Annotated in this window: 19 protein-coding genes; 12 read left to right on the top strand and 7 right to left on the bottom strand. The window is 41.4% G+C overall.

The genetic code is table 11. The features are described from left to right. Window positions 1-226 precede the first annotated feature (226 nt). Window positions 227-1,480 (top strand): serine hydroxymethyltransferase, encoded by a 1,254-nt coding sequence (gene glyA / locus PJ15_RS03700; RefSeq protein WP_047428106.1) that lies wholly within the window; start codon window positions 227-229, stop codon window positions 1,478-1,480. A gap of 50 nt (window positions 1,481-1,530) precedes the next feature. Here the strand turns inward: glyA and PJ15_RS03695 are convergent, their stop codons facing one another. The 4 genes from PJ15_RS03695 to yiaA form a co-directional block, all read right to left on the bottom strand. Beyond that, window positions 1,531-1,779 (bottom strand): YfhL family 4Fe-4S dicluster ferredoxin, encoded by a 249-nt coding sequence (locus PJ15_RS03695; RefSeq protein ID WP_047428099.1) that lies wholly within the window; start codon window positions 1,777-1,779, stop codon window positions 1,531-1,533. Window position 1,780: 1 nt separating this feature from the next. Continuing rightward, window positions 1,781-3,148, bottom strand: a complete 1,368-nt coding sequence (gene yegQ / locus PJ15_RS03690; protein ID WP_047429149.1) for a tRNA 5-hydroxyuridine modification protein YegQ — start codon at window positions 3,146-3,148, stop codon at window positions 1,781-1,783. A 148-nt stretch (window positions 3,149-3,296) separates the two neighbouring features. After that, the gene (locus PJ15_RS03685; RefSeq protein ID WP_004772639.1) at window positions 3,297-3,725 is read right to left on the bottom strand and encodes a hypothetical protein; all 429 of its coding nucleotides are present in this window, start codon (window positions 3,723-3,725) and stop codon (window positions 3,297-3,299) included. Window positions 3,726-3,965: 240 nt separating this feature from the next. Next, the gene (gene yiaA, locus PJ15_RS03680) at window positions 3,966-4,433 is read right to left on the bottom strand and encodes an inner membrane protein YiaA (RefSeq protein ID WP_047428096.1); all 468 of its coding nucleotides are present in this window, start codon (window positions 4,431-4,433) and stop codon (window positions 3,966-3,968) included. Window positions 4,434-4,760: 327 nt separating this feature from the next. Here yiaA and prfA point away from each other — a divergent pair, with 327 nt between their 5' ends. Together prfA and prmC are read left to right on the top strand one after the other, a co-directional pair. Then, window positions 4,761-5,849 (top strand): peptide chain release factor 1, encoded by a 1,089-nt coding sequence (gene prfA / locus PJ15_RS03675; protein ID WP_047428093.1) that lies wholly within the window; start codon window positions 4,761-4,763, stop codon window positions 5,847-5,849. Beyond that, complete coding sequence (gene prmC / locus PJ15_RS03670) at window positions 5,849-6,667, top strand: peptide chain release factor N(5)-glutamine methyltransferase (RefSeq protein WP_047428092.1); 819 nt, start codon at window positions 5,849-5,851, stop codon at window positions 6,665-6,667. Before prfA ends, prmC begins: the two co-directional genes overlap by 1 nt. Here prmC and PJ15_RS03665 read toward each other — a convergent pair. Together PJ15_RS03665 and PJ15_RS03660 are read right to left on the bottom strand one after the other, a co-directional pair. Continuing rightward, window positions 6,664-7,296, bottom strand: coding sequence for an FMN-binding negative transcriptional regulator (locus PJ15_RS03665; protein WP_047428091.1), 633 nt, complete (start codon window positions 7,294-7,296; stop codon window positions 6,664-6,666). The two genes, prmC and PJ15_RS03665, sit on opposite strands and share 4 nt — an antisense overlap. A 13-nt stretch (window positions 7,297-7,309) precedes the next feature. Further along, a complete protein-coding gene (locus PJ15_RS03660; RefSeq protein WP_047428090.1) occupies window positions 7,310-8,371 on the bottom strand; it encodes an AraC family transcriptional regulator in 1,062 nt (353 codons plus the stop codon). A 143-nt stretch (window positions 8,372-8,514) separates the two neighbouring features. On the opposite strand from PJ15_RS03660, the gene PJ15_RS03655 reads away from it, so the two are divergent. Together PJ15_RS03655 and PJ15_RS03650 are read left to right on the top strand one after the other, a co-directional pair. After that, entirely contained in the window at window positions 8,515-9,285 is a 771-nt protein-coding gene (locus PJ15_RS03655) for an SDR family NAD(P)-dependent oxidoreductase (protein ID WP_047428087.1), read from the top strand. A 164-nt stretch (window positions 9,286-9,449) separates the two neighbouring features. Continuing rightward, the gene (locus tag PJ15_RS03650) at window positions 9,450-10,016 is read left to right on the top strand and encodes a hypothetical protein (protein ID WP_047428084.1); all 567 of its coding nucleotides are present in this window, start codon (window positions 9,450-9,452) and stop codon (window positions 10,014-10,016) included. A gap of 44 nt (window positions 10,017-10,060) precedes the next feature. Here PJ15_RS03650 and PJ15_RS03645 read toward each other — a convergent pair whose 3' ends face one another. Then, complete coding sequence (locus PJ15_RS03645) at window positions 10,061-10,636, bottom strand: flavin reductase family protein (RefSeq protein WP_047428081.1); 576 nt, start codon at window positions 10,634-10,636, stop codon at window positions 10,061-10,063. A 453-nt stretch (window positions 10,637-11,089) separates the two neighbouring features. Between PJ15_RS03645 and PJ15_RS03640 the strand changes: the two genes are divergently transcribed. The 7 genes from PJ15_RS03640 to PJ15_RS03610 all read left to right on the top strand — a co-directional run bounded on the left by PJ15_RS03640 (window position 11,090) and on the right by PJ15_RS03610 (window position 16,856). Then, window positions 11,090-12,106: a lipase family alpha/beta hydrolase gene (locus PJ15_RS03640; protein ID WP_004772624.1), complete on the top strand. Its 1,017-nt coding sequence runs from the start codon at window positions 11,090-11,092 to the stop codon at window positions 12,104-12,106. A 78-nt stretch (window positions 12,107-12,184) separates the two neighbouring features. Next, window positions 12,185-13,216 (top strand): lipase secretion chaperone, encoded by a 1,032-nt coding sequence (locus PJ15_RS03635; RefSeq protein WP_047429147.1) that lies wholly within the window; start codon window positions 12,185-12,187, stop codon window positions 13,214-13,216. 185 nt (window positions 13,217-13,401) lie between these two features. Next, the gene (locus tag PJ15_RS03630; RefSeq protein WP_155766442.1) at window positions 13,402-13,761 is read left to right on the top strand and encodes a hypothetical protein; all 360 of its coding nucleotides are present in this window, start codon (window positions 13,402-13,404) and stop codon (window positions 13,759-13,761) included. A 213-nt stretch (window positions 13,762-13,974) separates the two neighbouring features. Then, complete coding sequence (locus tag PJ15_RS03625) at window positions 13,975-14,703, top strand: HesA/MoeB/ThiF family protein (protein WP_227610468.1); 729 nt, start codon at window positions 13,975-13,977, stop codon at window positions 14,701-14,703. A 56-nt stretch (window positions 14,704-14,759) separates the two neighbouring features. Continuing rightward, window positions 14,760-16,058, top strand: a complete 1,299-nt coding sequence (locus tag PJ15_RS03620) for an ABC1 kinase family protein (RefSeq protein WP_004772617.1) — start codon at window positions 14,760-14,762, stop codon at window positions 16,056-16,058. Between the two features lie 26 nt (window positions 16,059-16,084). After that, window positions 16,085-16,465, top strand: coding sequence for a dihydroneopterin aldolase (gene folB, locus PJ15_RS03615; protein ID WP_004772616.1), 381 nt, complete (start codon window positions 16,085-16,087; stop codon window positions 16,463-16,465). Further along, on the top strand, window positions 16,422-16,856 hold the full coding sequence (locus PJ15_RS03610) for a 2-amino-4-hydroxy-6-hydroxymethyldihydropteridine diphosphokinase (RefSeq protein WP_047428078.1): 435 nt from the start codon (window positions 16,422-16,424) through the stop codon (window positions 16,854-16,856). The genes folB and PJ15_RS03610 overlap by 44 nt, the downstream gene beginning before the upstream one ends. The last annotated feature ends 21 nt before the right edge of the window (window positions 16,857-16,877 follow it).

Genomic DNA, 16,877 nt, shown 5'->3' with positions numbered 1-16,877 from the left:
GCCCAATTTACCTATTTAGGCCATTGGGCTTTTGATTCCACTATTGACTCATAAAAATGTATAAAAAATAACTTATTGCTTTTGGTTGATTCAATCACCTCTATAAATCAATAAAATTTACGAATAATTAAATAAATATCAATCTGTGAAACCCTAAACTTCGTGCTACAATACGCACCAATCTTTAGCACGGCTTAAAAGCCCTAATTTATAGGACCCTCCGCTAATGTTTGCCAATATTTCTATTGCTGAATTTGATCCAGAATTAGCTCAAGCGATTGCTTCTGAAGGCGTACGCCAAGAAGCGCATATTGAGTTAATTGCATCTGAAAACTATTGTTCACCAGCTGTGATGGAAGCACAGGGATCAAAACTTACTAACAAATATGCAGAAGGCTATCCTGGCAAACGCTACTACGGCGGTTGTGAATATGTTGACGTGATCGAGCAACTTGCAATTGATCGCGCAAAAGAATTATTCGGCGCTGATTACGCAAACGTTCAACCACACGCAGGTTCTCAAGCGAACTCAGCTGTTTACCTAGCGCTTCTTAATCCAGGCGATACCGTATTGGGTATGAGCTTGGCGCACGGTGGTCACTTGACGCACGGTGCAAAAGTAAGCTTCTCTGGTAAAACATACAATGCGATCCAGTACGGTTTAAATCCAGAAACGGGTGAAATCGATTATGAAGAAGTTGAACGTTTAGCTTTAGAACATAAGCCACGCATGATCGTTGCTGGTTTCTCTGCGTATAGCCAAGTTGTTGACTGGCAGCGTTTCCGTGACATCGCAGACAAAGTAGGTGCATACCTTTTTGTTGATATGGCTCACGTTGCAGGTCTTGTTGCTGCTGGCGTATATCCAAACCCAGTACAAATTGCAGACGTAACAACCACAACGACGCATAAAACACTTCGTGGCCCACGTTCTGGTTTGATCCTTGCTAAAGCAAACGAAGAAATTGAGAAAAAACTTCAATCAGCTGTATTCCCTGGCAACCAGGGCGGTCCGTTGATGCATGCGATTGCTGCAAAAGCAATCTGCTTCAAAGAAGCAATGTCTGATGAATTCAAAACTTACCAACAACAAGTTGTGAAGAATGCTCAAGCAATGGCTGAAGTGTTAATCGCACGTGGTTATGATGTTGTATCTGGTGGTACAGAAAACCATTTATTCTTATTGTCTTTAATCAAACAAGACGTAACGGGTAAAGATGCTGATGCATGGTTAGGTGCTGCACATATCACTGTAAACAAAAACGCGGTTCCAAATGATCCACGTTCTCCGTTTGTGACTTCTGGTATCCGTATCGGTACGCCAGCAGTGACTACACGTGGTTTTGGTGAAACTGAAGTTCGTGAACTTGCTGGCTGGATCGCTGACGTGATCGATAGCAAAGGTGATGAGAAAGTTATCGCTGATGTGAAAGCAAAAGTTGAATCAGTTTGTGCAAAATTCCCAGTATATGCAAACTAATTTGTATAGCTAAAAAAAGCGCCGTCAGGCGCTTTTTTTATCGCTGTCTTTTATACAATTTGCAGATGATTAAACTTTTGTAAAAGTTCAGCTTGAGTTTCAGGGTGCTGCGGATCGGGTTTAATACAGTCAATCGGACACACCGCCACACAAGTGGGTACTTCATAAAAACCGACACATTCAGTACAGCGGTGTGGGTCGATTTCATAGACTTTTGCACCTTCATCGATCGCTTGATTGGGACATTCAGGCAAACACATATCACAATTGATACATGCCTTTGTAATCAGCAAAGCCATTTTAATCTGCCGAATAGGCTAAAGCTGCCGAATGCAATTGCTCAGCAGCATCAGGTAAATTACGGATCAGCAGTGCATAAGCAATATCAATCTCTGGAGAGAGAGGAATTTCGACAATGTGGCCTGAGCCTTTGGCATTCTCAATCGGATTGCCTTTAAGGTCTCGCATCTGTTCCAAGATAAAACTGATATTACCTTTTGGAGTCATCAGTTCCAGTGAATCGCCGACCAGAAAGCGGTTTTTGACTTCGATACGAATATAGTCGCCATTACGCTCAATCACTTCACCACAAAACTGTTGATATTCAAAGTGAGATGAACCATCTGTATAATTCTGATAATCGCGATGCACATGACGGCGTAAGAAGCCTTCGGTATAACCTCTATTGGCCAGACCTTCCAGTTGGGTCATTAAGCTGGTATCAAATGCTTTGCCAGCAAGTGCGTCATCTATGGACTTACGGTAAATCTGTGCTGTACGTGCACAATAAAAATAGGATTTGGTGCGACCTTCAATTTTCAGTGAAGCCACTCCAATTTTAGTAAGTCGATCAACATGCTGCACGGCACGTAAATCTTTTGAGTTCATAAAATAAGTACCATGTTGATCTTCTTCAGCCGCAAACATATCTTCATCATTGCGCTGTACTAAAACAGTATGTGCTGAGGAATGAGATGCTGAGGCTTGAGAACAACATGTTTTGTCTGAATGGATCTGTTGAACAGGGATCACATCACCATTGGCATCTTCTTGTGCCGCATGAATTTTGTAATCCCAGCGACAGGCATTGGTACAGGCCCCTTGATTGGCATCGCGTTTATTCATATAGCCCGACAATAGACAACGTCCGGAATAGGCCATACACAGTGCGCCATGTACAAAAACTTCCAGTTCAATGTCTGGGACCTGTGTCTGAATTTCCTCGATTTCTTCGATCGACAATTCACGAGACAGAATAATGCGGCTTAGACCATAATCTTTCCAGAATTTAACCGTTGCCCAGTTAATGGCATTGGCTTGTACCGAGAGATGAATCTGCATTTCAGAGAAATGTTCACGTACCATCATGATCAAGCCTGGATCAGACATAATCAATGCATCGGGTTGCATGGCAATAATCGGTTCGATATCTCGGATAAAATTTTTAAGCTTGCTGTTATGAGGCTGGATATTGACCACTACATAAAACTTTTTGCCTAAGGCATGCGCCTCATCAATCCCCATTTTTAAATTGTCATGGTCAAACTCATTATTACGCACACGTAAGCTATAACGAGGTTGACCTGCGTAGACCGCATCTGCGCCATAAGCAAAGGCATAGCGCATGTTTTTAAGGGAACCAGCAGGAGAGAGTAATTCGGTATTCATCATGCAGTAAAAGGCATATAAAAAATAGGGAATTATTCTAGAAAGTTCGAAACAATGATTCAACCTAGCATTTTGCTCAGGATTTTATCGATAGACAGGAAAGATTGCGGGCATAAAAAAAGCACCTGAAGGTGCTTTTTCTAAGAAATTAGTGATGACGATGCTTTCTTTTTTTCTTGTATTTTTTTGACTGGTGATTGTCATAATAACGGTCTTGACCGACTTTACGGCCTAAAGCAGAACCACCTGCGGCACCCGCAGCAGCGCCGATATAACCACCTGTCGTACCACCGAGGTTTTTACCGACAGTATAACCCCCCACACCACCTAAACCACCACCAATGGCAGCTTCAGTACGTGTACGTTTGCTACTTGCAGCCGCTGCACCACCAGCGCCACCAAGTGCAGAGCCAATCATTGCGCCGTTATTACCACCGATTTCTTTACCAAGTGCAGTACCAACGACACTACCGAGTGCAGATGTTGCTGCAACACGAGTTGCGTTATCAGCATGAGCGACAGTAACAAGTGATGAAGTTGCAAAGATTGCACCACATAACCAAGCGTTTAATTTCATTTTTTGACTCCGTGTCCGCAATAAATTGGACGTCTTTCTAATGGCAGCAAATGTAACAAAGTTTGAGAATGAAAGTGTGGAGAAGCTGGCCTAAATTATTACTCTTTGGTGTCTGGATTGTAATCTTTTGTTTTATATTAGGTTTTTGTAAACTAAATAATAATTTAAAAACAAATGGTTAGGCTTTTATTGTTGAGGATAAGGCTTAAATATTTTTAAGCCTTTATTTCAAAATAAAACTTAGTCCTGTTGTTCATCTTTTACAGAATTGTCTTCTAACTTGAGTTGACGCGGGTTAAATTCTGTTTGGAGACGTAAATAATTTAGATCACGAATATTCTTTTGCGTGGCGACGACACCAAATAGACTTAACAGGAATGACATAATATAAAAGCCTTTCTCACTCATTGTCAGTTCGGCGTTCCATAAACTAATCAATAAAAGCACGATACACACTGCCATAGAGGCCCAGCACAGTCCGTAGTAAATGGCAGTCACAGGAATTTCTTCAAGTTGATCTCGTACCGTTTTTTGCAGGGATGCTGCCGAGAAAAGACCATAGAGTAAAATGACCAAATAATAGCCTTTTTCATGGAGTGGCATATTGGCATTCCACAATCCAATCATAAAGCCAACGGCGCCTGCAATTAAGGCAACCCAGCTTGCTGCAATAAAGGCAGAGGTGGGACGATTAATAAAATTATTCATAGTTTATCCTGTTGTTTTATCATTCTATTTATCCTTCATTATTTATAGCTAAGCACTCGGCAGAGAACAAGCCGTAAAAACTAAAACTGAACAATTTGTGATGAAATGAGGGTGGAATAGTAAGTTCCACAGTTTCACTATGTCTTTTAAGCAGCAGAGTCTGTAAACTATGCGCAATTTTTTGATTTTGCTCGTGCTTCGTAGGGGCACCATTGTCTTTTCATGCCTTGTTTCTGTTGTTTTAGCCGATAACGCAATGCATGGCTGAAAGGTCAACCAACCCTATTTTGATCGCACTGAGTCTTTAGATTTTGAGATATTCCGCCCATGAAAGCATCACTCCGTTTAAGACTCGATCAACTTTGTGATCGTCACGAAGAGCTGACTGCATTACTCGCTGATGTAGAAGTGATTTCGGACAATAAACGTTTCCGTAAATTGTCCCGTGAACATAATGATTTAACTGAAATCACTGAAGTTTGGAGTAAGTATCGTCAAGCGGAAGAAGATATTGAAACTGCCGAAATGATGAAATCAGATCCTGATTTCAAAGATATGGCCGAAGAAGAAATCAAAGAAAATAAAGCGCTTCTGGTCGAGCTTGAAGATCAACTTAATGTGTTGATGATTCCTAAAGATCCGAACGATGCCAATGCGGCTTATCTTGAAGTGCGTGCGGGAACGGGCGGTGATGAGGCTGCGATCTTCTCGGGCGATTTATTCCGTATGTATAGTAAATACGCTGAAACCCAAGGTTGGCGTATTGAAGTGCTTTCTGAAAATGAAGGTGAGCATGGCGGTTATAAAGAGATCATTTGCCGTATTGATGGTGAAAGTGTGTATGGCCGCTTGAAGTTTGAAAGTGGCGCGCACCGTGTACAACGTGTCCCTGCAACTGAATCGCAAGGACGTGTTCATACCTCGGCATGTACAGTTGCTATTCTTCCAGAAGTAGATGTAGATACTACAGTTGAAATCAATCCTGCTGATTTGCGTATTGATACTTATCGTGCGTCAGGTGCGGGTGGTCAGCATATTAACAAAACTGATTCTGCGGTACGTATTACCCATATTCCGTCTGGGGTTGTGGTGGAATGTCAGGAAGAGCGTTCACAGCATAAGAACAAAGCCAAAGCGATGGCGTTGTTGGTGTCACGTCTGGAAAATGCCAAACGTGCAGCAGCAGATGCAGCGACATCAGAAATGCGCCGTGATTTGGTTGGTTCAGGTGACCGTTCGGAGCGTATTCGTACTTATAACTACCCGCAAGGTCGTATGACCGATCACCGTATTAACCTGACTTTATATAAGTTAGATGCAATTATGGAAGGTGATTTAACCGAATTACTGGACAGCTTGCATCGTGAATATCAGGCCGATCAGCTGGCGATGCTTGCACAGGAAAATGGCGGCTAATGAATATTGCTCAAGCGTTAGAGATTAAGGGTGAAATTGATAGCTATGAACGTCAGGAGGCGGCATGGCTACTTGAGCATCTTCTCGGTATTAATGCGCTGGAACTCAAACTACGCCTTGAGCAAGAATTAACAGACATGCAGGAACAGGCTTATCTGGATGGTCTGGCTCGTATTGAGCAGGGTGAGCCCTTGGCCTATGTCACGGGTTCACAGCCATTTTGGACCTTAGACCTAAAAGTAACCCACGACACTTTAGTGCCACGTCCAGATACTGAAATTCTTGTGGAAACAGTGTTGAAGCTACCACTGGATCAGCAAGCCAAGATTGTTGATTTGGGTACGGGAACGGGTGCAATTGCTTTGGCACTTGCGAGTGAACGTCCGCAATGGCAAGTCATGGCGACTGATATTTATGAGCCAACTTTAGCGGTTGCTCAGGAAAATGCGGTTCGGCATGGTCTGATGCAGGTGAAATTTGCTTGTGGTGCCTGGTTTGAAGCACTGGATGAGCAGCAGTTTGATTTAATTGTGTCGAATCCACCGTATATTGATCCAGAAGACGTGCATATGCAGAAACTCAAGTCTGAACCTGAGCGTGCCTTGATTGCGGATCGTCAGGGGATGGCGGATATCGAAACCATTATCGAGCAAGGTAAAAACTGGCTCAAACCAGAAGGCTGGATTGTGCTGGAACATGGTTATGACCAAGGTGAAGCTGTTCGCCAGGTCTTCGAGCAGCAAGGTTTTGAGCAAATCCAGACCATTAATGATTATGGCGGCAATGATCGGGTCAGTTTAGGTCAAAAGTCTGCTTAATCTTTAATATATTGCTGTACCGCTTTTGCTAAATTGTGATTGCCGTGTTTTTCAAGCCCATCAACCACGCCTAAAGCATCTACTTTTTCCCGATTTTGACTCAATTTAAATTTGCCTGTGATCTCGGTGATCTGAATTTCAATGCCCACAATTTCTTGCAATTGCTGAGTAATATATTCGGCAGGTGCATCTGACATTTTCCATGGAACAGGCTGTTTCGCTTCATGTGTCCGTGTCAGTTTTGCCAAAATGCCGCGCAATGCTTTTTCATCAGATAAGAAATTAATTTTGCCTTTAACATGCACCACCTGATAGTTCCATGTCGGTACATGTTGATGATGATGTTGTTTGCTCGGATACCAGTTCGGTGAAATATAACCTTGCTCACCTTGAAAGATAATCAGGACTTCTGTGCCATTTGGGATTTGCGTATGCAATGCATTATTTTTGGCAATGTGTGCAATCAGTGTCGCCGTTTGATTTTCTTCATCGAGTATCAGTTTGAAAGGCAGATGATGGGCATCCAAGCCTTCTGAACTGTGGCTGATAAGGGTCGCAAAAGGATAATCCTGAATCAGTTGATAGAGTTTTTGAGGGTCTTTTTCTTCAAAAATTTCAGGTAAGTACATGGCTTAATTCCTTTTACTCATCAAGTAAGTTCAGTTTGTTTTTCTTTAATGGAGAGGTTTTACGATAACTGCCTGGGCTGACACCACTCCATTTTTTAAAGGCACGGTGAAAAGCACTTGGATCATGAAAGTTGAGGTCATCGCTAATACTTTGAATTGAATCATCCGTTTTGCTCAGCCTTTCAATTGCAATATCACAGCGAATGTCATTCTTCAGCTGCTGGTAGCTGACACCTTCCTGTTTTAAACGACGTTGGATGGTGGCTGTCGACATATTGAGCTGCTGCGCAATATCCTTCAGTTCGGCCCATTCCGAAGGTGCTTGTAGAAGCAATTGCCGACGTATTTGTAGACTCAGCGAATTTTCATTCTTGAAACGTACAATCAGGTTGTAGGGCGTATGTTTAAGAAAATCATTGAGTGCCTGTTTGTCTTTTTTGATTTTATGTTTCAGATAATGTGCATCAAATTCGATGCTGTTTTGCTCAGCATGAAAGTGAATATTTTCACAAAAACGGACACGATAATCCTGTATTTCGATAGGCGGATGGCATCTAAACGTCATTTTATGAAAGTGAATGCGCTGATCGCTGAGCCAGCACATTAAGCTGTGAACTAGCATCAGAAAGGTCGAGTAAGTAAACATCCGCTTCGGCTGTTCACGATCATGCAGGATCAGATAAGCCTTAGTACCTTTCTGAACCAGTTCACCGCGAATATCATCCAGAATCAGCGCTAAAAACTTTAAAATTTCTTTAATTGCCTGTTCCAGCGTTTCGGTATTAAACGCAAGTTTTGCCAGTAATTGATAGCTGCCACGGCGCATGGGATGGGTATCCATACCGAGAAACTCATCATTCATACTCTCCGCCAGTTCTACCCATAATTGGGCACATTGCGTGACAGGAACACGAGCTTTGCTTGAGGTTAATAACTCAGCAGAAATGCCAGCCCGATTAGCAATACTGACAATATTTAAACCGCGACTTGCGGCAACGCTTAATGCTTCCCGAATTAAAGCATTTGAAATTGTATCCTTGGCCGCATTAAGATCGTGAGTGTGGTTTTTGGTCATATCAGCATAAAATACAGGAGAATAAATAGATCGACTGCTCAAAAGTCGCATTAACTTTGCTACTTTTTGAAATTGTATCGGAAAAAAGTTGCCTTTAGGCTTAGTTATAAAAATTTATATCTTTAATTTGATAGGAAACGTAAATGAAAATTCAGGGAAAACATTTTGTTATTACAGGCGGTGGCTCTGGTCTAGGTGCAGCAACAGCTGAATATTTGGTTGAAAAAGGTGCGTCAGTCACTTTGGTCGACATGAATGTTGAAGCAGGACAACAACAAGCACAAGCATTGGGAGCACAGGCAGAATTTGTAAAACTGGATGTGACCGATGAAGCAGCTGCGGAACAGTTTTTTAAAGATGTGCTGACCAAACATGGCAGTGTATATGGCCTGATCAATTGTGCGGGCATTGGCCCCTCGGCAAAAGTTGTGGGTAAAGAGGGTGTACATGATTTGGCAATGTTCTCGAAAACGTTACACATCAATGTCACAGGCACATTTAATATGTTGCGCTATGCAGCGGATGCCATGAGCAAAAATACCGTTGCGGAAGGTGATGAAGATCGAGGTGTGATCGTCAATACAGCTTCGGTTGCAGCCTTTGATGGACAAATTGGGCAAGCAGCATATTCTGCATCGAAAGGAGCTGTTGTAGCGATGACTTTGCCGATTGCACGAGAACTTGCTCGTCATGCAATACGCGTGATGACCATTGCACCGGGTATTATGGAAACCCCGATGTTAAAAGGTCTGCCGCAGAACGTACAGGATGCCTTAGGGCAAATGGTCCCTTATCCTTCACGTTTGGGGCGCCCAGAAGAATTTGCACGATTAGTGGCACATATCGCGGAAAACTCATATCTAAATGGTGAGGTGATTCGTCTGGATGGTGCGATTCGTATGGCGCCAAAATAAGCTTTTAAAAAAATTGAATCAATCTAGAGAACAGTTGTGAGCTTGGCGCTTGCAATTGTTTTTTTTATCCTAGGCCTCAAATTTTATATTGTGTGTTGACGGGTTTGACTCTAAGGTAAGAAAAAGCTTCTTGATAAGAATAACGATAGCTCAAGGATTTAGATATGAAATATAGACTGATGATTGCTGCATTATTTGGCCTGAGTCTAACGGGTTGTGTCGGTAATATGAATCCAACAGGTGGAAATTCATCACCGAATTATCCCTATTATAAAGCTCGCGAAGCGCGCATCGTTAAGAAAATTCAGGTACCCGTAGGCACAACCTTGGTTTATGAAACCCAGTTTTTAAAGGAAGGCGAGCAAGATAAAATAATGTCTGAGGATAAACTCAAAGATATTCGTTTTCCTCAAGATCAACCGATGATATGGGGTGGCGTGCCTGTGAGTATGATTTCGAAATTTTTTAATTCAGAAATGCATGGTTTTTCTGTGTATGCCGATTTTCAACAACTTGATGCAAAGCAGCGCAGTCGATTTGCTCAATTGTGGCAGAGTTGTGATGATGATTTAGGGATCACAGTCAAAGACACCTCTGACTGGTCTTTTAATAAAGCCAATATCGCCGATGTAGAAAGCTGCAGTGTCAATTATCAACGTTATTTTAAAGACAATCAGAAACAGCAGCAGTTCCTAGATACCTTATATCGTGAAATGATGAAAGCTGAATAAATAAGGCAGGCAATGCTGAAAATCATTGCCTAAGACCTTGCTGATTATTTGGCTTTGACTTCATCGCCAATTAAATAAAAGGTTCCACCCGCAATATAGTGCAAGCTTCGCAACTCTTTTGCAGCGTCCTGAAAATGCCAGTGTCCATCTCGGAATACGCGAGAATCGGCCCATGCTGCAACCACAGATCCAATAAATAAATCGTGTGCTTGCTGGTTATGTGGCTCTGGAATAACTTTGCAAATCAACCATGCCAGACTGCCTGTGACCAGCGGGACTGGATAGGGATCCTGATAAAACAATTCCGTTTTGCAATCTGCCAGTTTGGTGGGCTGATCAAATTTACTAATCGTACCGAGTTGGTGCACCATATCAATTTGCGCATAGCAGGGCACCTGTAGTGCAAAATAACCACTTTGCTCAACCAGTTGACGAGTCTTGGTGCTTTTGTCCAGAACAACAGTGACTTTGGCTGGTGTAAGTTCCAGTGCACAAGCCCATGCAGCAGCCATCACATCAGTGTCCTGTTCATGCTGAGCAGATACCAGAACAGTAGGGCCATGATTTAATAGACGATAGGCTTTGGAAAGTTCAACGGTTGTAATGTCTTGAGCACTCATATGCGATCCAGCTGGATGATAAGACTGGTTATTGTTACATAATCTCTCGAAAAATAAGATTCAATTTTTCTGCATTTAACATGTTCACTACAGCAAAAAAGGCAGCATGATTCAGTGTTTTTTTTTGCGTGAAAATTCAAAGCAGATATTAAGTTCTCATATACATCGATGCTTATATTTTCATTGTGTATCGCGTAGAACCTTTTTTGCAACGCGTAAAGTGGAAATCCATTCCATTTGCTTTGGGTATGTACATTCATCGGAATTTTATCAATCAGTCGTAATTTTGGCCTGAATTGTTATGATTTTGGCGCAGTTTGCTTTAGTCTAAAAATCAAACAATATTAAAGGAGGATGATTTGATATCCCTTTTGTATGGTCGGAATGATTCCACGTACAAAATTATAGGACTAACACTTTGTAATAAAAATGAAAAATGCTCGGAGCAAAAACGTGAAAAAGAAATATTTAAATGCTATGGCGTTAATGGCAGGTATGTTTATTAGCAGTGGAACCGTTGTTCATGCTGGTTTGTTTGATTTTCTATCACCTAAAGCCTCATGGCAAAACTGTAATGTGAACGGTTGCTCAGTCGGTGGTAGTACCAACGTCACCTCCAGTTATGCAAAAACCAAGTATCCTATTCTATTGGCTCACGGTATGGCTGGATTCTCAGCGGTTGGCCCATTGCAATACTGGAACGGGATTACTGAAGATCTGGTTGGAAATGGGGCCAATGTATTTGTCGCACAGCAAGCTTCTTTTAATTCATCAGAAGTACGCGGTGAACAACTACTGCTACAGGCAAAACAGGTGCTGGCAATTACAGGTGCTGAAAAAATCAATTTAATTGGCCATAGTCATGGCTCACAATCGGTTCGTTATGTAGCAAGCTTATTGCCGAATAAGATTGCTTCAGTGACAGCAGTAGGAGGTCCAACTAAAGGTTCAGATGTTGCAGATGTGGTGGATTCAGTTGTTAAATCACCTGCTGGTCCAGCACTTGCACCTATTATTGCGGCAGGCGTAAATGCCTTCTTCTCATTGGTCGGCATTGGTTCTGGTCATTACTATGATCAAGATGCAATTGCAGGATTAAACTCACTCACGACCAGCGGTTCCGCAGACTTTAATAAACGCTTCCCAGCAGGCGTACCAACTACAGCCTGTGGATCTGGTGCCGAACTGGTAAATGGTGTTCGTTATTATTCATGGAGTGGAACCAGTCCATTTACCAATGCTGCTGATCCGATGGACTATGCTTTAACAGCGACTTCTTTACTGATCTCTGGTGAAAATGATGGTTTGGTACCACGTTGTTCGAGCCATTTAGGCACGGTCATTCGTGATAACTATGCATTTAACCATTTGGATGAGGTAAATCAGGTATTAGGTCTGGTAGGGTTTTTGCAAAATCCAGTCACGCCGTACCGTGCACAAGCCAATCGTTTAAAAAATCAGGGGTTATAATAAATAAGCTAAAGGGGCAGCATTTGCTCCTTTAGCTAAAACAGATGGAAAAATAAAGGATAAATAGAGCAAGGGATGATGAACGGTAAATTTTTAAATAATAAAACCATCAGTTTGTGTGTAATTATCGGTTTATTGCTGATATTGGCTTTGATTTACTGGATATTTAAGCCCGATACACAAACGACTTCGCATCCATTGAACCAGCAGGCTCAAGCACAGTCTTCAGAGCATAATTTTGCTGGTGCAACACAAGATCATCAAAAGGGAAAATTACCTGTTCTGGCGGCTTCATTACAAGGAACCGAGATTGATTGTCCAATTCAGGTAGATGCCAACGGTAAACTTGTACTGACAGTTGGAATCCGTAGTTGTTTTGATTATTTCTTTTCAAGTCTGGGCGAGAAAACCCAAACGGAATTGATCGCTGATATTCGTCAATATCTGACAGCAACGCTACCTGATACGGCTTCAAGTTATGCAATTTATTTGTTAGATCAATATGTGGCGTACAGTCATACCCTCAAAAATTTAAAACCTAATGGTAATTTTAAAACGGGTGATATTGAGGGTTTTCAGAAAGTCCTTGATCAGATGTATAAAGTCCAGCAGCAGTTTTTTAATGCGGCTGAGATCAATGCCTTGTTTGGTAATGAACGTAAGTTAAATCAGTTTAATATCGAACAGATGCGTATTCATGCCAATAAGACTTTAACTGCACAACAAAAAGCGGCTGAATTGGCAAAACTGATTGATCAGCTTCCTAGTACGATGGCGGATGGTGTTCGGGTTTCTATGCAATTTGCTGAGTTACAGCAATTGACGCAGGAGATCCGTGAGAAAGGTGGTTCTGCACAAGAGCTTCGGAATATGCGTGAAAGTCTGTTAGGGCCAGAAGCTGCGGATCGTCTCGAAAAAGTGGATCAGGAAGAGGCAGGCTGGCAAACACAGGTTAATGGTTATTTGGCTGAACGCGACCAGATTTTAAAAAGTGATGCGAGTGATGCCAGTAAACAACAGTCGATTAATCAATTGCGTAATCAATCTTTTGGAACTAAAGAGGATGTGTTAAGAGCGCAATCTTATGAAATGATGCATGATCGGAAGTAGCGTTGGGTTTGTTATTTAGATTGCTCTTATTCTATGGGGATTTAAATTAAGTTCTGATATCTCAAAATTGAGAAAGACTAATCTTGTAAGTATTTTTTTGAATCGGCTTATTAAATCTCCTCTAAGACTCTAGTGATGAGATTAATGATTGTGATATAAATCCTTGATAACAAATGGGGAGTATCATGAAAAAATTATTTTTAGTTGTAGGGGCGATTTTTTTAACTGGTTGTGCCACAGCACCTATAGTACCAATAGGTACAAACACTTATTTGATATCACAAACTTCGGCAGGTGGTGTTTTTACCAATAATAGTAAACTTAAATCTGATGTACTTTTAAGAGCAAACGCATTTGCAGAGAGTAAAGGGAAAGTGGCGATTCCTGTAACTTCAACAGCTAAGTCGGCCATCCCTGGGCGAATGGCTAGTTTTGAATATCAATTTACATTAGTTGATAAAAACGATCCAAGAGCGATAGGAGGCGAGATTAAATCGACTGCTGATAACATTGAAGAACATAGAATAGTACTTAAACAAGAATAGTTAAATCTTTATAAACAAAGCACCTAAAACGTGCTTTGTTTATCTCAAGAAAAGTATTTGATTGACCTATAATATGAACGCCTACCCAACTATATAAAATTTATTACTTTCCTCAAGTCCTGCATCGACTTAGAATCAGCACTATCTTGAAAATAAAGAAGTAGCCACGTGTCAGACCATTTTGAAAACGAATTTGAGCTTAGTAATGAAGAAATGCATCTCTATAGTCGTCAGATTTTATTAGATGGTTGGGATATTGAAGCACAAGAAAAACTAAAACTTGCTAATGTACTGATTATCGGCGCAGGTGGAATCGGCTGTACCAGTGCTGAGCTACTGGCTCGTGCTGGAGTGGGGAAAATTACCATTGTCGATGCTGACACCATTGAGATGAGTAATCTACAACGCCAAATTGCATTTACCTCAAATGATTTAGGCCGATACAAAGCCGAAATATTGGCAAAACATCTACAAGCCATTAATCCACATATACAAGTCCGCTATCAAAATATACGTTTCGATGAAACGAATGCTGATGACTTCGTACAGCATCAGGATGTAGTGTTAGATGGTTGCGATAATTTTACCACGCGCTATCTGGTGAATCGTGTCTGTAAAACACACCAAGTGCCACTTATCAGTGCTTCAGCGATTGGTTTTGAAGGGCAGATGTTTATGGTTGAGTCAGATTCAGCTTGTTATGAATGCTTATTTCCTAAAGAAGAGCATGCCAATGAAGGCTTACGCTGTGCTGAGTCAGGCGTGTTGGCAACTACACCTGTAATGATAGCGTCATTACAAGCACATCACACTTTGCTGTTTTTAGGGTTAGGTTTGACGCCACTTAAGCAAAAACTGTTGCTTTGGAATGGCTTAAATCTATCGCAACGCATTCTTAAATTTGAAAAAGATGTAAATTGTCCAGTTTGTCAGGCAACTTGATCGGTAAAATGAGCAAAATTTGCTAAACTAATGCCATCTGTGAGGCAAGAAAGATTATGAAAAGAAATATTTTATTCGATGGATTACGCTCTGTTGCACGTATTGGTGAAACAGTGGTGGTTGCAGCACAAGCAGGTGTGAAATATGCAACTGAAAAACCAAGCAATGCCAAACTCATGCGTGAGACCTTTGAGTCGCTTGGTTCGACTTATATCAAGCTAGGCCAATTTATTGCCAGTACGCCGTCTTTATTCCCGCGAGAATATGTTCAGGAATTTCAGGGCTGTCTAGATCAAACGCCAACTTTACCTTTTAGCTATATTCAAAAGGTCTTGGCGGAAGAATTTGAGGGTCGAAATCTCAATGAAATTTTCAGTTTTATTGATGAAAAACCATTGGCTTCTGCTTCGATTGCACAAGTCCATCCAGCAAGATTGGTGACGGGTGAAGATGTCGTTTTAAAAGTTCAGAAACCTGGCGTTGAAACGATTCTTTATACCGATTTGAATGTGGTGCATTGGGCAACCAAGTTACTCGAAAAAGCAGTGCCTAAAATCAAATTTGCTTCACTGTCTGAAATTGTCGATGAAATTAAGACACGCATGGTACGTGAAGTTGATTTTATTGAAGAAGCACAAAATCTGGATGATTTTATCCAGTATTTGAATATCTCAGGCAATCAGGCTGCGACAGCGCCAAAGGTGTATCACCAGTTTTCAACCCGCCGTGTACTGACCATGCAGCGTTTATATGGTGTGCCATTGACGGACTTTGACGTCGTCAAACAATATGCCAAAGATCCAACCCAAGTCCTGATTACGGCTATGAATACTTGGTTTGGTAGCTTGATGTTGTGTAAGAGTTTCCATGCAGACTTACATGCAGGCAACTTGATGTTGCTTGAAGATGGTCGTATTGGCTTTATCGATTTTGGTATTGTCGGTCAGTTAAAACCAGAAGTCTGGACAGCATGTATGGCATTTATGGATGCGTTGCAGCACACCAACTACGTTGCGATGGCTGAGAATATGCTCAAGATGGGCATGACGCATCAAAAAATTGATACGCAAGTATTGGCTGATGATTTAGAGCGTCTGTTTAGTGGCGTATTGCTGGCAGATCCACAAGAAATTCTGAGTTCGAATCCAGCAGACTTGAATGACATCATGATGGATATGGTGGCTGTGGGCGAACGTCATGGCATCAAATTCCCGCGTGACTTCGCGTTATTATTCAAGCAAATGTTATATTTTGATCGTTTCATGCGTGTTCTTGCGCCATATACCGATATTTATGCTGACCAACGTCTGAAAATGGTTCACAATATTGAACCTGCTTCTTTTTTAAAGCATTAATTTATTTATCGGTTCAATAGGTCATTATGGATGCCATTATTATTGAAGGGTTAAAAGTTGATACTGTGATCGGCTGTTTCAACTGGGAACGCCAGATTATTCAACCTTTAATGCTAGATCTCACCATTCATAATGATCTTAGTCAGGCTGCAAACTCGGATGAGCTGGAAGATACGCTCAACTATGCTCAAATCTGTGAGCTTGCAGCACAAGTGATTCAAACAGCAAAACCGAAACTGATTGAGCATGCCGCTCAGTTGGTTCTTGAGTGTCTATTTACGACTTTTCCTTCTATTGAGTCGATCACGATCACGATTCGTAAACCCGCAATTATTGCTCAAGCTAATGCAGTAGGAATTCGCCTTGAACGCAACAGAAACAATTTTTGCGCTCGCACTGGCGAGTAATCTCCAGCAGCAACAAAATTTCACTTTTGCTTATGACCAGATTGCTCAACTCGGTAGAGTGGTGTTTTCTCCGATTTATGAAATTCCATGTCGAGATGGGATCGGGGCTAATTATTGGAACTCGGCCTGTCTATTAACAAGTCAACTTAGTATTGATGAAATCACTGAACTGTTAAAAAGGCTGGAACAACAATCAGGGCGTACTCGTCCTTCGCATCAGATCACGCTGGATATTGATGTGATTGCTTGGGGACATACCTTAGAGAATATGCAGTTTAATCCTAAAAAATTACCTTTAGCATTGGATGTGAAAATTCCTCTATTTGATTTATGGCAACATGCTGATCTAAGCTATGATCAAAAGGTAAACTATCCTGTCATTACAATGTAATGTGTTTGAATGTAATCGCAT

Origin of the sequence: Acinetobacter sp. neg1 (assembly GCF_000788125.1) — a bacterium.
GTDB lineage: Bacteria > Pseudomonadota > Gammaproteobacteria > Pseudomonadales > Moraxellaceae > Acinetobacter > Acinetobacter vivianii.
The sequence above is the reverse complement of the archived record's forward strand: the minus strand, read 5'-3'. Positions and strand labels throughout refer to the sequence as shown.

Excerpts from the sequence above, each read along its gene's own strand:
- PJ15_RS03660 (WP_047428090.1), bottom strand. The coding sequence starts at position 8,371 with ATGACCAAAAACCACACTCACGATCTTAATGCGGCCAAGGATACAATT.
- PJ15_RS03650 (WP_047428084.1), top strand. The coding sequence starts at position 9,450 with ATGAAATATAGACTGATGATTGCTGCATTATTTGGCCTGAGTCTAACG.
- PJ15_RS03645 (WP_047428081.1), bottom strand. The coding sequence starts at position 10,636 with ATGAGTGCTCAAGACATTACAACCGTTGAACTTTCCAAAGCCTATCGT.
- PJ15_RS03620 (WP_004772617.1), top strand. The coding sequence starts at position 14,760 with ATGAAAAGAAATATTTTATTCGATGGATTACGCTCTGTTGCACGTATT.
- PJ15_RS03625 (WP_227610468.1), top strand. The coding sequence starts at position 13,975 with ATGCATCTCTATAGTCGTCAGATTTTATTAGATGGTTGGGATATTGAA.
- glyA (WP_047428106.1), top strand. The coding sequence starts at position 227 with ATGTTTGCCAATATTTCTATTGCTGAATTTGATCCAGAATTAGCTCAA.
- PJ15_RS03665 (WP_047428091.1), bottom strand. The coding sequence starts at position 7,296 with ATGTACTTACCTGAAATTTTTGAAGAAAAAGACCCTCAAAAACTCTAT.
- PJ15_RS03685 (WP_004772639.1), bottom strand. The coding sequence starts at position 3,725 with ATGAAATTAAACGCTTGGTTATGTGGTGCAATCTTTGCAACTTCATCA.
- PJ15_RS03695 (WP_047428099.1), bottom strand. The coding sequence starts at position 1,779 with ATGGCTTTGCTGATTACAAAGGCATGTATCAATTGTGATATGTGTTTG.
- prfA (WP_047428093.1), top strand. The coding sequence starts at position 4,761 with ATGAAAGCATCACTCCGTTTAAGACTCGATCAACTTTGTGATCGTCAC.
- PJ15_RS03630 (WP_155766442.1), top strand. The coding sequence starts at position 13,402 with ATGAAAAAATTATTTTTAGTTGTAGGGGCGATTTTTTTAACTGGTTGT.
- PJ15_RS03655 (WP_047428087.1), top strand. The coding sequence starts at position 8,515 with ATGAAAATTCAGGGAAAACATTTTGTTATTACAGGCGGTGGCTCTGGT.
- yegQ (WP_047429149.1), bottom strand. The coding sequence starts at position 3,148 with ATGAATACCGAATTACTCTCTCCTGCTGGTTCCCTTAAAAACATGCGC.
- folB (WP_004772616.1), top strand. The coding sequence starts at position 16,085 with ATGGATGCCATTATTATTGAAGGGTTAAAAGTTGATACTGTGATCGGC.
- yiaA (WP_047428096.1), bottom strand. The coding sequence starts at position 4,433 with ATGAATAATTTTATTAATCGTCCCACCTCTGCCTTTATTGCAGCAAGC.
- prmC (WP_047428092.1), top strand. The coding sequence starts at position 5,849 with ATGAATATTGCTCAAGCGTTAGAGATTAAGGGTGAAATTGATAGCTAT.
- PJ15_RS03635 (WP_047429147.1), top strand. The coding sequence starts at position 12,185 with ATGAACGGTAAATTTTTAAATAATAAAACCATCAGTTTGTGTGTAATT.